At 54.2% G+C, this 14,696-nt stretch carries 12 protein-coding genes and 1 pseudogene; 12 read left to right on the top strand and 1 reads right to left on the bottom strand.

Features of this window, described 5'->3' with window-relative positions; genetic code table 11:
- Positions 1–87 precede the first annotated feature (87 nt).
- The 6 genes and pseudogenes from pta to B5D20_RS03965 all read left to right on the top strand — a co-directional run bounded on the left by pta (position 88) and on the right by B5D20_RS03965 (position 3,547).
- Positions 88–1,104 (top strand): phosphate acetyltransferase, encoded by a 1,017-nt coding sequence (pta, locus tag B5D20_RS03990; RefSeq protein ID WP_078664935.1) that lies wholly within the window; start codon positions 88–90, stop codon positions 1,102–1,104.
- Complete coding sequence (locus tag B5D20_RS03985; RefSeq protein ID WP_078664934.1) at positions 1,105–2,277, top strand: acetate/propionate family kinase; 1,173 nt, start codon at positions 1,105–1,107, stop codon at positions 2,275–2,277. It abuts the gene before it with no gap.
- Positions 2,278–2,341: 64 nt separating this feature from the next.
- Positions 2,342–2,866, top strand: coding sequence for a YceD family protein (locus tag B5D20_RS03980; RefSeq protein WP_078664933.1), 525 nt, complete (start codon positions 2,342–2,344; stop codon positions 2,864–2,866).
- A gap of 3 nt (positions 2,867–2,869) precedes the next feature.
- Positions 2,870–3,049 carry a 50S ribosomal protein L32 gene (gene rpmF, locus B5D20_RS03975; RefSeq protein WP_078664932.1) on the top strand — a complete coding sequence of 60 codons (180 nt, stop codon included), beginning with the start codon at positions 2,870–2,872 and terminating at the stop codon, positions 3,047–3,049.
- A 104-nt stretch (positions 3,050–3,153) separates the two neighbouring features.
- Positions 3,154–3,315, top strand: a pseudogene (locus tag B5D20_RS14340) (3-hydroxyacyl-CoA dehydrogenase NAD-binding domain-containing protein); the annotation flags it as partial.
- Positions 3,290–3,547, top strand: a complete 258-nt coding sequence (locus B5D20_RS03965) for an AMP-binding enzyme (protein ID WP_078664930.1) — start codon at positions 3,290–3,292, stop codon at positions 3,545–3,547. The pseudogene B5D20_RS14340 and the gene B5D20_RS03965, both read left to right, overlap by 26 nt.
- On the opposite strand, the gene B5D20_RS03960 is transcribed toward B5D20_RS03965, so the two are convergent.
- A complete protein-coding gene (locus tag B5D20_RS03960) occupies positions 3,531–4,040 on the bottom strand; it encodes a DUF6125 family protein (RefSeq protein WP_078664929.1) in 510 nt (169 codons plus the stop codon). The two genes, B5D20_RS03965 and B5D20_RS03960, sit on opposite strands and share 17 nt — an antisense overlap.
- 187 nt (positions 4,041–4,227) lie before the next feature.
- Between B5D20_RS03960 and mnmL the strand changes: the two genes are divergently transcribed.
- The 6 genes from mnmL to B5D20_RS03930 all read left to right on the top strand — a co-directional run bounded on the left by mnmL (position 4,228) and on the right by B5D20_RS03930 (position 14,686).
- Complete coding sequence (gene mnmL / locus B5D20_RS03955; protein WP_078664928.1) at positions 4,228–5,175, top strand: tRNA modification radical SAM protein MnmL/YtqA; 948 nt, start codon at positions 4,228–4,230, stop codon at positions 5,173–5,175.
- An 82-nt stretch (positions 5,176–5,257) separates the two neighbouring features.
- On the top strand, positions 5,258–7,183 hold the full coding sequence (locus B5D20_RS03950) for a hypothetical protein (RefSeq protein ID WP_078664927.1): 1,926 nt from the start codon (positions 5,258–5,260) through the stop codon (positions 7,181–7,183).
- Complete coding sequence (locus B5D20_RS03945) at positions 7,173–9,374, top strand: ATP-dependent helicase (protein WP_078664926.1); 2,202 nt, start codon at positions 7,173–7,175, stop codon at positions 9,372–9,374. The genes B5D20_RS03950 and B5D20_RS03945 overlap by 11 nt, the downstream gene beginning before the upstream one ends.
- Positions 9,367–10,173, top strand: a complete 807-nt coding sequence (locus B5D20_RS03940) for a PD-(D/E)XK nuclease family protein (RefSeq protein WP_159071900.1) — start codon at positions 9,367–9,369, stop codon at positions 10,171–10,173. Before B5D20_RS03945 ends, B5D20_RS03940 begins: the two co-directional genes overlap by 8 nt.
- The gene (gene recJ, locus B5D20_RS03935; RefSeq protein ID WP_078664924.1) at positions 10,170–12,416 is read left to right on the top strand and encodes a single-stranded-DNA-specific exonuclease RecJ; all 2,247 of its coding nucleotides are present in this window, start codon (positions 10,170–10,172) and stop codon (positions 12,414–12,416) included. The genes B5D20_RS03940 and recJ overlap by 4 nt, the downstream gene beginning before the upstream one ends.
- 26 nt (positions 12,417–12,442) lie before the next feature.
- Positions 12,443–14,686, top strand: coding sequence for an outer membrane protein assembly factor BamB family protein (locus B5D20_RS03930; protein WP_078664923.1), 2,244 nt, complete (start codon positions 12,443–12,445; stop codon positions 14,684–14,686).
- Positions 14,687–14,696: the final 10 nt, after the last annotated feature.

Raw genomic sequence — 14,696 nt, 5'->3', positions numbered from 1 at the left:
CTCCTTAAAAATAAAAGCTACGGCTACAAAATCTCCTTACTTTGTAGTATAATATTTTTTTGGTAGGCTAGCAAAGGGGGCATACATATGGCAGTAAAATTGATGGAAAAAATCTGGAACAAGGCACGACAGAAGAAACAACAGATTGTCCTACCGGAAACGAGTGATGAACGGGTGTTACGGGCAACGGAAATCATTTTGCGGGAAGGATTGGCCCATCCCGTTTTACTGGGGAAGAGGGAGGAGATTTTGGGCAATGGTCGGGAGCTGGGGGTAGACCTGACCGGAGCTGAAATCGTGGATATCTTTAAATTCCCTCGCCGGGAGGAATATGTGGAGGCCCTCTGGAATTTGCGCAAGGAGAAGGGCCTGACCCGTGATGCCGCTGACCATTTGCTGCGCAATCCCCTTTATTTTGGTGCCATGATGGTAAAAATGGGAGATGCCGATGGCATGGTGGCCGGCTCTCTGAGCACCACCGGAGATGTGTTGCGTCCTGCCCTGCAGATTATCAAGACTGCACCCGGTATTTCCGTAGTGTCCGGGGCCTTTATCATGATTGTACCCAATGAACAATATGGTGAAGGCGGAGTGCTGGTTTTTGCCGACTGTGCTGTTAATCCTGACCCCACGGCAGAGCAGCTGGCTGAAATCGCCTATGCTTCAGCCCAGACTGCGCGCAATCTTGCCGGTATTGAGCCCCGGGTGGGCATGCTTTCCTTCTCTACTAAAGGCAGTGCGGAACACCAGCTGGTTTCCAAGGTGCAGCGGGCCACGGATATTGCCCGGGAACGTTATCCTGACTTAAAGGTGGATGGGGAATTGCAGGCTGATGCTGCACTGGTACCAGCAGTAGGGCAATACAAAGCCCCGGGCAGTGAAGTGGCCGGACATGTCAATGTCCTGATTTTCCCGGACCTGCAATCCGGCAACATCGGGTACAAGCTGGCTCAGCGGTTAGGGGGAGCAGAAGCTATTGGCCCCGTACTTCAGGGTATGGCAGCTCCTGTCAATGACCTCTCCCGGGGTTGCAGTGTGGATGATATCGTCAATGTTGTAGCAATCACTGCAGTACAGGCTCAAGCAAGGGAGGCGCACCATTAAATGAATGTACTGGTTATTAATTGCGGCAGTTCTTCTTTGAAATACCAGTTATTTGACATGGCAAAGGAAACTGTGCTGGCCAAAGGGCTGGTAGAACGGATCGGCCTGGAGGGCAGCTGTTTGACTCACCGCGTTGGTGAGGATAAAACTGTAATTGAACAGAATATCCCTGACCACCAGGCAGCTATCAGTCTGGTGCTGGAACAGGTACGGGGATTGGGGGAAATCAAGGCCGTAGGCCACCGGGTAGTACATGGTGGGGAAAAGTTTTCAGCCTCTACTGTCATAGATGCTGAGGTTTTAAAAGCTATTGAGGAATGCGTGGAACTGGCTCCCCTTCACAATCCACCCAATATCATCGGGATTAAGGCCTGTCAGGCCCTATTGCCCGGGGTACCCCAGGTGGCCGTCTTTGATACGGCTTTTCACCAGACCATGCCACCTAAAGCCTATATCTACTCTTTGCCCTATGAGTATTATGAAAAATATCGCATCCGCCGCTATGGCTTCCATGGTACTTCCCACCGTTATGTGGCCCAGCGGGCCGCTCAGTTGCTGGGTAAGCCTTTAGACCAGCTGAAACTGATTACCTGCCACCTGGGCAATGGAGCTTCCATCACTGCTATCGATGGGGGGAAATCAGTGGCTACCTCCATGGGCTTTACTCCTCTGGAAGGCCTGACCATGGGTACCCGCAGCGGAGATATCGACCCGGCGATTGTGTCATATATCATGGAAAAGGAAAACCTGACTGCTGAGCAGGTGACCGGTATTCTCAATAAGAAATCCGGGGTACTGGGCATTTCCGGGGTGAGCAGTGATTTCCGCGATCTGGAGGCAGCTGCTGCCCGGGGCCATGAACGGGCCCGGCTGGCTCTGGAAATCTTCTGCTATGATGTCAAGAAATATATCGGTGCCTATCTGGCGGTGCTCAATGGCGTCGATGCTATTGTCTTTACCGCCGGGCTGGGGGAAAACTCCTCGGTGGTTCGGGAAATGGTTTGTCGTGACCTGGAGGCCCTGGGGATTGCTATTGATGCCGAAAAGAACCAGGTGAGAGGTCAGGAAGCCGATATCTCAGCGCCTTCTGCCCGGGTCAAGGTCCTGGTTGTACCCACCAATGAAGAGCTGATGATCGCCCGGGATACAGTGGCCGTACTGGCAGGAAAATAATTGATTGACAAAGGCCCCTCTGGCCTGTATAATTAACGTTGGCTATTTATTGAGGTGAAAACCGATGGAAATTGATGTCAGCCAACTTTTGAAGGCTCCAGGGCAGGCCATTGCTTTCGCTTTTGAGGAACAATGGGTGCCGCTGGAGTTTGGACAAGAAAAACTGGAGTTCGTAAAGCCGGTTTCTGTCAGCGGGACTGCGGCCAAAGTAGGGCGTCTTATCCAGGTTAAAGGGGAAATCCGCACGGAAATCAGGCGCCAGTGCGGGCGTTGCCTGGAACCATACACCTTCCCTCTGGAAGTACCGCTGGAAGTGGAATACCTGCCCTTACATGAAGTTGCCGAGGGCCCGGCCGGGCAGGAAGATCGGGATAAATTCACGATTTTTACCGGCAAGGCAGTTTTTCTTGATACCGAAATTAAGGCCGCCATGGTGCTGGACTTGCCCATTTCCGGTCTTTGCCAGGAAAGTTGCAAGGGGCTTTGTCCAAAGTGTGGCCAAAACCTGAATGAAGGTGAATGCCAGTGTCCCCGGGGGGAAATTGATCCCCGCTTGGCGGTGCTGCAAAAGCTTTTGAAGGAGGTGTAGACAATGGGTGTACAACAGAATAAGAAATCCAAGGCTCGCACTCGCAATCGCAGAGCACAGTGGTTGAAAATTGACGGACCTGGCATGTCCGTTTGCCCTCAGTGCAAATCCCTGAAAATGCCTCATCGGGTTTGCCCCGAATGCGGTTTCTACAAAAACAAGGAAGTTGTTGCTGCCGAGTAAGGACAGACACCTCTTCGGAAACGGAGAGGTGTTTTTATTATGGTATTGAAGGGGATTTTTCGTCTTTTCAAAGGCCAATACTGCAACTGCACTCCCTCCTGCCAGAACCCACTATCTTTGCCTCCAACACATCCCAGCTCAGTATCACTGCACTGGCTGCCGCATCTCATCGTTCTGACCGCTTTATTGGCATGCACTGGTTTAATCCCCCGACGGTAATGAGGCTTATTGAAATCATTTATGGTGTTAATACATCAGAACAGACCTAAAGAAGTGGAGGATGTACTGGCCCAGCTGCCGCAGGTTCTGGAAGCTGCCGTTTTTGGTGTGCCTCACCCGGACTGGGGTGAAACAGTTTGCGTGGCCGTTGTATTAAAACCTGGAATGCAGCTGAGTGGAGAGGAGATTCTCCGGTTTTGCGGCAGCTGGTATAGTGCGTTGAAAAATCCCCCTGATAACGTACGTTATCAGGGGGATTGTCTTACTCCTCCAGTGTAAATTCCCAGGCACAATAAAATTCTTCCGGATGTTCATCGGGAGGACAGGCGATACAGCGGGTCTTGATTCTGGGGTCGATGGTTCTGGCAAAACCGCTGTACTCGGTGATTCCCACCGGCTTGCAGGGGAAATCAGGCAGGCCTTTGCGCTTGCGGGCTGCCTGCACCCGGCAGGTTTTCATGCGATAGACAATGCGCTTAGGTCCCTCCTCGATAATCTCCTGTTCATTGAGGAAACCATAGAGCCGGAATTTCAAAGCGGTTTTCAGGGCCTCCAGGCCGCCATTATCCGGCAGTCCCAGAAACTCCTTGACCCGTTTGGCCTCCAGTACCGTAAAAGTAGCCCAGGCCTCCTCATCCAGTTCAATGGCCTTTTCCAGGCCGTAGCGCTTTTCCACGGCCAGAAACCAGAGGCCATCATGGGCCAGCCAGCGCTTGGCGAAATCCTCCAGCAACGCCAGGGCCTGTTCTTTGCTTAAATCTTTTGGTTCCATACCTTCTTACCCCCTATCTGTATATCTATAGAATATCTATTTCTCCTTTCTTGTTTTTCTTCCTGCTGTTGTCGGAAAAAATCCGGCTAAATGGTAGAAAAAACAGTTCAACAGCTGTCATAGACGTGCGAACGGCTGATTATCTGCTATAATATTAGCAAGAACTGAGACAAGGAAGGTAAACAGGATGGAACGCTATCGCAATTACTCCCGGCATCTACAGGCCAAATTCGGAGAAAAAGTATACAAACTGCCGGTCAACTTACCAGGAACCTGTCCCAATCGGGATGGTACGGTCGGGCGAGGTGGCTGTATTTTTTGCGATGAAGCCGGGGCGGGGTTTGAATGCCTGCCCAGTTCCCTGGCGGTGGAAGATCAGATCAAAACCAACCAGGCATTTTTCCGCCGCCGTTTTAATGCCCATAAGTTTATCGTCTATTTTCAGGCATTTACCAATACCTATTTACCATTGGAACTGTTTTGCAATTACATGGAGGCTGCAGCCACCCAGCCGGATATAGTAGGCCTTTCTATATCCACCCGCCCGGACTGTATCAATGAAGCCTATCTGGATGTCCTGAGCCAGTGGCAGGAGCAGGGGCTGAATATCAATGTGGAACTGGGCTTGCAAACCGTCAATTATCACACTCTGTGGGAGATTAACCGGGGTCATACCCTGGCGGAGTACATCGATGCCGTCTGGAGGCTCAAACGGCGGGGATTTGAGGTTTGCACCCACATTATTCTCAATCTGCCTGGAGATGACCTGGTGGATGTCATTGAAAATGCCAAAATTCTCTCCGCGCTGGAGATCGACTATGTCAAACTCCATTCCCTCTATATAGTGAAAGGAACAGAGCTGGGGCGCCGCTTTGAACGAGGGGAAATAAACCTGATCTCTTTGCCGGAGTATGTGGATCGGGTTGTGGCTTTCCTCGAATATTTGCGGCCGGAGACGGTAATCCAGCGCCTCGTAGGCAAGGGGCCCCAGGGCGAAATGTATTTCTGCAACTGGAATACCAGCTGGTGGAAAATCAAGCAGATGATCGAAGAGAGACTGGAGGCCCTGGATACCTGGCAGGGAAAAAAATGCGATTATCTCAATGGCAAGGCGGTTCGCCGTTTCCTTGACTAAAAATTTTTCCATAACCGGCAGGATTTCCAGTTTAAAGGACGAATAGTATAGAACATAAGTTTGCATTAAAGGGGAGAACAGGTTGAAAGAGCTATTATCAGGACCTTATGGCGCCGGTAAGACAGCAGAGTGCTTACGGGTTTACCGCCAGTGGCTGGAGGAAGGCATGCTCACTGAGCGGATTCTGGTTTTGCTGGCTTCCGCCCGGCGGGTGAGCTGGTGGCGACAGCAATTGATTTTGCCTCAGGCGGGTAATCTGGAAATCTATACTTATTTTGGTTTTATCCAGCGGGAAATTGCCCTTTACTGGTGGCAGTTAAAAGCCAGGCAGCCAGCGTTAAAAGGGGATGATCCCCTTTTTCTTTCCGCAGAAACTGCCCACTATCTGGTTACCAGACTGGTGGACAGAGCCAAGGCCCAGGGTAAACTGCTGAAAGTCGTGGCTACCACTGCTCAGCTAGCAGTACAGGTGCTGGATTTACTGAATCTCATTGCTGTTAATGGCCTGGAGGAAGAGGAGGCCTTGCAACGTTTGCTGACAGGCTGGCCGGCAGCAGTAGACCGGCAGGAGGAACTGAAAGCCGCCCTGGCGGTAGGGCAGGAATTTCGCCAGCAGTGTCTGGCGGGCGGGATGATCGACTATTCCCTGGCGGTGGAACTATATCACCGCTATCTGCTCCCTGAGCCGAACTATCGGCAGGAACTATTGCGACGTTATCGGGGTTTGATCATAGATGATGCCGAAGAACTGGTGCCCACTGCTCTGGATCTGGTGCTGCAATTGCTGTTGAAAGCAGAGCAATGGCTGGTTACCATCAACCCGGAAGGCGGTTTGGGGCGTATCCGGGGAGGGGCGCCGGAGCTGGCCTGGGCCCGCCTGCAGGAAATGGCAGGGGCGAATTGCCGGCAAATAGGTGGGAGGCCAACCCTCCCGCAAATCCAGGAAATAGAGGCCAGCTGGCGGCCTGAGCTGCTGGAATTGATTGCCGCCCGGATCCTGGAGCTGCGGGCTCGAGGGGTAGAATGGGATCAGATAGCCCTGCTTCTTCCGGTGTCAGATGCCATTCTGGAAACGGCCATCGAGAACTGGGCCCAGCGCCAGGGCATACCGGTACGCAAGTTTGCCACTGGCTGGCGGTTACTGGACCAGCCTCTGGTCCGGGCCCTGCTCACCCTGGCGGTTCTGGCCCATCCCCGCTGGCATTTGGCCGTTGCCGAGGATGATCTGGCCCACTCCCTGGCCCTGATTCTTCAATGTGACCCCCTGCGGGCCCGTTTACTGGCCCGGGAGCTGGTCAGAAACGGGGTGGAAGAGCTGGATCTGGATCAGGACCAGCTGCGGCGCCGTCTCGGTTTTGCTCTCAGCGAGAGATGGGAGAGATTGCAGGAGTGGTTGCGTTCCTATCGGCAGGAGCCGGGGACCATTGCCCATTTCCTGCAACGGGCCTTTGGTGAGATTCTGGCTCCTCTGCCTTTACAGGAGGAGGATCTGCTGAGTGTGCGGCGGTTGCTGGCGGCTGCCCTGCGCTTACCCCGGGCCCTGGCCCAGGCCTATGGGGATGAAACCCAGCCCGACCAGGCCTTTATTCAGATGATTCTCAAAGGGACCCTGGCCCAGGAAGTTCTGGAAGTGGCGCCCTGGGTGGAGAGAGGCCAGGGGCTTTTGCTGGGTACCGTCAGCTCCTTTCTGGACCGGGGGTTCACAGCTGAGCATGTCTTTTTGCTGGATGTGACTGCGCCTGCCTGGTGGCAGGGACCGGCCAAGGAGCTGGTCAACTCCTGGCTGCTGGCCAGGGATCGGGAAGCAGAGGATATCTGGCAGGACGATACTGACCAGAACTGGCGCAAAGAACAGGCCAACCGGATGGCCTGGGCCCTGTTCAGCCGCTGCCACCATCTTTATCTGGGAATTAGTATTTACAACTCCCAGGGGATAGAGCAGGAAGGGCCCTTCCTGGACTTTGTCCTCAGTTTGGCTCAGACAGGGGGTGGTGCTGATGGCAATTAACTGGCGGCCGGGCCAGGATCTGGTCATGGCCTACCGGGGAGGACGGCTGGCGGTTCCGGCGGTGCCAGGAGCGGGAAAAACTCATGTCCTGGCCCATCTGGCGGCAGATCTGATCGCCACCGGGGCCGTTGGCCAGGGCAAAATCCTGATCGTGACGGCGATGAATTCCGCTGTTAGCAACTTCCGGCAGAGAATCAGCAGGATTCTGGCCGAAAAGGGCATCGAAGGCAAGCGCAAATTCGAGGTCAGGACCCTTCATTCCCTGGCAGTGCAGATCTTGCAGGAAAAAACCGAGGTAGTTCTGGTTAATAAAGATTTCAATATTATAGACGAGGAGCAGAGGAAACATATCCTTAAAGGGATTATCAATGACTGGATGCGCAAACAGCGGCAGCGCTGGGAAGGCCCCCTGGGTAATCAGCCTGACCTCCGGCAACTGGAGAAATGGCGTGAGCAAGTCGCCGATTTTCTCCTGGCCGGCATTTCGACCTTGAAAGGACGAGGAGTGCAGGAACCGCAGGCAGCAGACTGGATCGGGACGTTGCCACCGGATAACCCCCTGGGCTGGTTGCTGGAAGTCTATCTGGTTTACCAGCGCCAGCTCAGCCGGGAAGGGGGGATTGATTTTGATGACATGATCCTCAAGGCCCGGGATTTGTTGCGCCTGGATCAGCAGCTTCGCCAGCGGCTCAGTCAAAAATGGACGTACATCTTCGAGGACGAAGCCCAGGATTCCAACCCTTTGCAGGAAGAAATCCTGCGTTTACTGTCCTCTTCCCATGGCAATCTGGTTCGGGTAGGAGATTCCAACCAGGCCATTATGGGCACCTTCACTGCAGCGGAGCCGGAACTGTACCGGGCCTACTGCCGTGACCCCCTGGTTCAGAAAGTCGATCTGCTTTATGCCAGTCGCAGCTGCCAGCAGGTGATTGATACCGCCAACTGGCTGGTGCGCTGGGTAACAGAGGAATACCCGGTTGCGGCCTGTCGCAATGCCCTGGAGGCCCAGTTTATTCAACTGGCTCCGGCGGGGGACAGCAGGCCCAATCCGGTAGTGGGCGGTTTTCCGGTAGTCATGTGTACCTACCGGAATGGGGAGGAAGAATACCAGGGGGTGACCAGATATATCGCCCTGGCTCAGAAGACTTATCCCGGTGAGAGTATCGCTGTTCTAGTGCCCACCCGGGAAATCGGGGCCAAAATGGCCGAGACGCTGGCCCAGGAGGGGATTGCGGCCCGGATTGTGGGAGAAGATCTGGGCAGTGATTTAAAACGGGCCATGTATGGCCTGGTGCGGGGGCTAAAATATCTGGGTTCTCCCGATGACTTGAAAGCCTGGATCGAGCTCTGGCAGGACTTTTTCGCCCTGGAACTGGAACCCGGGGACAGGGAGACCCTGTTAACCTTTTTACAGGGTTACCGGCCGGAAGAATTGCTTTATCCACCCGGGCAGCAACAGACCCTGGAATTGCTGGATGCCCTGCAGAGCCAGGAGGCCTATACGGTGCTGCAGCAGGGGTTAAGACAGGTGCGGGACTGGCTGGAGGCTTCCCTGCGCCTGGTACCTGACCAGCTGGTGCTCTATCTGGCCGAGGACCTGGAGCTGAAAAAGGAGGAACTGGCCCTCGCCCATAACCTGGCGGGCAACATCCGCTACCAGTTACAGCTTTACCCGGAGTGGCGTTTAAAAGAAATAGCCAGCAATTTGCCTGTTCTCGAGCCTGCCCTCAAGAAATTTGCCCTCAAAGTAGAAGAAATGATGGATAGCATTGATGAAAAGAGTGTAACTATTTGTACCTGTCATAAAGCCAAAGGGCTGGAATGGGATATTGTCTTTGTCATCGCTACCAATGCCTATCCCTATACGGGGAAACTGCATCATTACAGTCGCAGTGAATATAAACTTCCTGGCAGAATTATCAATCTGAATGCAGAAGCAAAAGCCTATTTGAAACAGCTGCAGGGAATGGCAATTACCGGTAATCCCCTTGAAGAGGCCAAACTGGAGGAGATTAGAGAAAAACTGCGCTTATTTTACGTAGCCATAACCAGGGCCAAAAAACGTCTGATCATTACCAGGGCGCGGGAGTATCAGGATAAAAATGGAAAACCGAGAGATTCAGAAGCTCCGACTTTCTGGAAAGAGATGGCAAACTTCGTACGGGTGGCAGGAGGGAAAATATATGAATAGAAATAAGAAACAGTTATTTCAGCAGCTGACCTTCAGTCAGGCAGCCCTGGAAACCTTTCTCACCTGCCGGCGCCGTTTTCGCTATCGCTATGTGGATGCTCTCTACTGGCCCACGGTATGGGGAAAAAATGAAGAAAGCCTGCGGGAGCTGGAACGGGGGTTAACTTTCCATCGCCTGGCCCAGCAATATTACCTGACCGGACAGGTACCGCCGGTGGGGGAAAGCAACCTGAACCAGTGGCTGGCTGCCCTGGCAGCAACCTGGTCCCGCCAGGACGGGTACAGCTATTATCCCGAACAGGAATTGCGCTGGCAAAGTCCCTGGGGTTCTTTGCTGGTTAAATATGATTTGCTGGTGCAAATTCCCGATGGCCGCCTGCTAATTTATGACTGGAAGACTCAGGCTGCTCCTCTGCAAGAGAAACTGCTGACAGAACGCTGGCAAACCCGCCTCTACCTGCTGGTAGCCGCTCGCTGTGGTCGCAACTATCTGGGTTTGCCCCCTGATGCCGAGGTTAGCCTGGTCTACTGGAATCCCCGCTATCCGGCCCAGCGGGTAGTCATACCGGGAAAGGAAAAGTTTCTGGCCGAGGCAGAAGAACGTTTAAGTCAGGTGCTGGCGGAAATCCAGGCAACAATTGCTGCTGCCGATTATCCGCCTGTAGGCGTGGAGGAGGTTTGTCGCAGTTGTGAATACCGCCCTCTCTGTCAGGGTCAGATTACTGAAGAGCTGGATCCAGCCAGGGAACTGGGGCTGGAGGATTTAAGCTGGCAACTGGTTGAGGGGGAAAGCTGGTGAGAGAGGTCAGATTTCAGTTGCGTAACCTCCGGCCGATGCCGGTTGAACTGCAGGAACTGGCAGGCAGCAAACCTTATCTGGCCCAGCTCCTCTGGCAGCGGGGCTGGACTGAATTGCCGCCAGAAGCGGAGTTGAGCTCTCCGCTGGATTTACCCCAGCTGGAAACCGGCGCCAGCCTGGTCTGGCAGGCCATCGAAATGGGGCAACCTATCCTGGTCTATGGGGACTATGATGTGGATGGAGTCACTGCTACCGCTGTTCTGTACCGGGCCCTGCAAGCTCTGGGGGCAAAGGTGGAGTACCACGTACCTGACCGGTTTGAGGAAGGATATGGATTAAATAAGGAGCGGCTGGAACAGGCAGCGGCTGCCGGGATCCAGCTGGTGCTCACCTGTGACTGCGGAGTGAGCAATGAAGAAGAAGTACGGCGAGCCAGAGAGCTAGGGCTCAAGGTGGTGATTACTGATCACCACCTGCCACCGGAACGGCTGCCGGCGGCAGAGGCGGTGATCAATCCTCACCTGCTGGATCAACCCGCCCATCCGGCTGCCTGGCTTTCCGGTGTCGGTGTAGCCTATTATCTGGTGCGTCAGCTCTATCAGCTGGCCGGGAGAGCGGGTCAGGAAAGAGAACTGGAACAGCTGGTAGCCCTGGGGTTGGTCGCTGATGTGGTACCTTTGCTGGGGGATAACCGTACACTGGTGAAACGGGGTTTACAGCTGTTGCAATCCGATCAGGTTTATCCCGGTTTGGGCCTGCTGCTGGCCCGTTACCGGCAGGAGGAGATTGATGAAGAGCTGATAGCTTTTCAACTGGCACCCAGGCTCAATGCCGCCGGGCGGTTGGACCATGCTCGCCTGGCGGTAGAATTGTTGATTGGCCGTGATGAAACCAGGTTAGATGAAATTGCCCGCAGGCTGGAATTGCTGAACCGGCAACGCAAAGCCATCGGGGATGAAATGGGGCAGGAAGCGGAAGAATTATTGCGCCTGAGGGGCTGGCAACCGGGTGAACCCATTCTGCTCTGGCAGCCGCACTGGCATCATGGCGTACTGGGAATAGTGGCCGGGCGCCTCTGCGAAAAATATCGGGTGCCGGTATTGCTGGCAGGATTGAAGGAAGATGGGGAAACCCTGACCGGTTCTGCCCGGGCACCGGCAGGTTACCATTGCCGGGAGGCTTTGCAACAGGCTGAAGTTCATTTGCAGAAATATGGCGGTCATGCGGAAGCAGCCGGATTTTCCCTGCCTCGCCTGAACTGGGAAGCTTTTACCACCACTCTCAAATCGGTTTTGGTGCAACAGCAGCAAAATCTGCCGACCACTACAACCCTGCTGTATGATCTACCTTTCAATCTGACCGAGTTAAGCCCGGAACTGGCCCGGGAATGGCAGGAATTGAAGCCTTTTGGACCAGGCAATCCCCCTCCTGTATTTTTACTGGAAGGGGTGGAGATAGTTTCGACCCAGGTCCTGGCTCAACGCCATTTGAAGCTTACCATCAGACAGCAGGGAATAGGACAAACGTTGAACTGGTGGCTGGCGGCGGAACGGGCAGAACAAATTGTGCCGGGAACCCGGGGGGATTTGCTGGTGCAGCCAGTCTGGCAGAGGGAAAGTACGCAGCTGATTTGCCTGGATTTTCTGGCTCGCACCCTGCCGGGACCACAGCCAGCCCTCAATCTGGTTATTGAGGACTGGCGCAACTGGAGGGAGGAAGGGCGGCAACTGCCGCTCTGGCAGGAGAGCTGGTATTATCAGTGGGGTGAAGGGTATACTCCGCCAGTCAGGGCAGAAACCCTGGTTTTGTTGAAACCACCGCCATCGGAACGCCAGCTGCGGGAAATGCTGGCCTTGACCGGGGCCCGGCGGCTGGTACTGGCTTTTGGCAGAGCAGATTTGGGCAGGGCTGATGATTTCCTCCAGAATTTGCTGGCACTCTTGAAACATAACCTGGCCCTTTTGCCTCCCTTTCTGGGGCGGATTAACCTGGAAGAGGCGGCAGCCAGGCTGGGGGAAACGGTGGAAACTGTTTTTCTTGGTCTGCAGGTATTACAGGCCCGTCATTTTCTGCAAATATTAGAAGTAGAAGAGGAAGAGCTGATTCTGCAAAAAGGACCCGGGAAAGGGCCGGGAGACCGTAAACTGGAAGCGGGTTTGCTGGCAGCTTTACAGGAAAGTACAGCCTTTCGCCGATTTCTTTTAGAAAAAGAGATAGATAGAATAAAACTTTATTTACATTAAATTTGTTTTTAAAGGGGACTGGAGTTATGCGAAAGTTAATATTCCTCTTGAGCCTGGTTCTGGCCTGGTGCTGGCCTGGGCTGGCCCGGGCTTCCGAAACTGTGGCTGCGGCAGTCTACCAGGGCTACCTGGATCCGGCTGCGGACTTAACCTTTGCTGTAATTACCGATTCCCATGTGGGTTTTAGTACAGGCCTGGCCCGAACCAGGCTGGCAGTAACTGAACTCAACCAGAATCCTGTGGCCCTGGATTTTGTCATTCACATGGGTGATATGACGGAAAAAGGACTGGCCTGGGAAATCAATGCTTATCGCCAGGCGGTCAGCCCTCTAAAGGTGCCTTTGTACAACGCCCTGGGCAACCATGACAGCCGCTGGAGTGATCAAACCAAACCCGTTTGGGCCCGGCTGTTCGGGCAGGGAGGCAAAAGCTATTATTCCTTTGATTATAAGGGCTACCATTTTATTATCCTGGATTCAGCTATCCCTGGTGCTACCCATGGCCATATCGATGGACCCCAGCTCAGCTGGTTGCAAGCTGACCTGGCCCGGCTGGCTCCTGGTACGCCGGTGCTGGTTTTCAGCCATCATCCGCTGGCTTTTAGTAACCGCTTTATCGATAATGAGGATCAGGTACTGGGAATACTGCAAGGCTATAATGTTCTGGCCTATTTTGCCGGACATGGCCACAGCCACCTGCAGTGGAACCGCAATGGTCGTCCCTTTTTTATGGTGAAAGCCATTGTGGATGGTGGCTATGCCCTGGTTCAAATCAAAGAGGGGAAATTGACCCTCTGGCATAAGCAGATCGGTTTCCCCTGGCTGAAAAAGCTGGCGGAAGTTTCAGCTCGCGAAACTGTTAACCTGCAAGGAGCGGAAGTGCAGGCTGCGGCTACGGGAATCAGCCTGCGCTTATCCGGGGAAGAACGTCCTGAGCGTATTGAAGCCCGGGTAGACCGGTCTGGCAACTGGCAGAAACTCGCTCCCCGGCCTGATGGCAGCTGGCAGCTGAACTGGCAGATTACTACCCCTGGTCAGCATCTGGCTACAGTTCGCCTGGTTTTTTCCGGCGGCCAGGTCTACCATCTCAATCAAACCTTCCAGGTTACCGGTCAACCGGCTCTGCTCTGGCAGGCTGAAGTAAAGGGCAGTGTCCAGTCTGCTCCACTGCCCTGGAACAAACAACTGCTGGTTACTTCCAGTGATGGGCAACTGACGGCTCTGGACCGCTTCACCGGTAACCGTCTCTGGTCATACCAGGTGAGCCCGGAAGGGGAGGCTCTGGTGGGAAGAGCAGTGCTTTTCCCTGAGGGAGCCATGGCTGTGGCAGTGGATGGCTGGGCTGCCGCTGTTAATGACGAAGGCCAGGTGCTCTGGCAGGTTAAGTTACCGGCGGGTTCCCTGGCTACACCGATATGGAGCGGCAAGTACCTGATCTGTGCCCTGGCTACCGGGCAGGTAGTGGCACTGGCTCCTGAAAATGGTGGGATTGTCTGGAACTATAAAACCGGCGGGGGTCTACGGGCCCAGCCGGTGCTGGCTGGTAACCGTCTTTTTGTAGGTAGTAACGATGGTTACGTATATGCCCTGGCGGCCGATAGCGGCAAGCTTCTCTGGAAGACCCTGATCAACAGCGGATTTTATTATGCTCCGGCTACCGCACCGATGGCGGTAGGGTATGGGCTGGTCTATGCCGTTGCCCCTGCGGACAAACGCCAGGGCGGCTATTCCCTCTTTGCTCTGGACCAGCTGGACGGCAAACTGGCCTGGAAGGCCAAACTGGCAGGAGGCTATGGTGCACCGCTGGTACAGGGACAGGCGGTATTTGTTAATGCTGTCAGTGGCCGCTTGTATGCTTATCATCCTCTGACCGGCAAGGAATTATGGCAATTTAATAGCGGCAAGACCATCTATGATACCCGACCCGTTCTGGTGGGTGGTCAGCTGGTCTGGAACACCTTCTATGGTGGCTTAATTGGGATCGATGCTCAGAATGGCCGCCTCAGCTGGCAGTACAAGACAGGGGATGCCTTTATGCTGGCGGCACCGGCAGCAATGGGGGATGTAGTCTATGGGGCAGACCTTGAGGGCCAGGTCCTGGCCCTCAAGGTACCTCTCACGCCGACGGGAGCTATTCTGCAGGGGAAACTGCCAGACTGGCGGATATACCTGGCCGAGCAGGAACGGCTCAAGGCCGAGGCCCAGAAAAAACTGGCTGAACAGGCGAAAAAGAAGAAAAAGGCGAAAGCAAAAAGAAAAAAGAAAAAATAACTCCTTTCTT

It is taken from the genome of Carboxydocella sporoproducens DSM 16521 (genome assembly GCF_900167165.1).
GTDB lineage: Bacteria > Bacillota.
The sequence above is the reverse complement of the archived record's forward strand: the minus strand, read 5'-3'. Positions and strand labels throughout refer to the sequence as shown.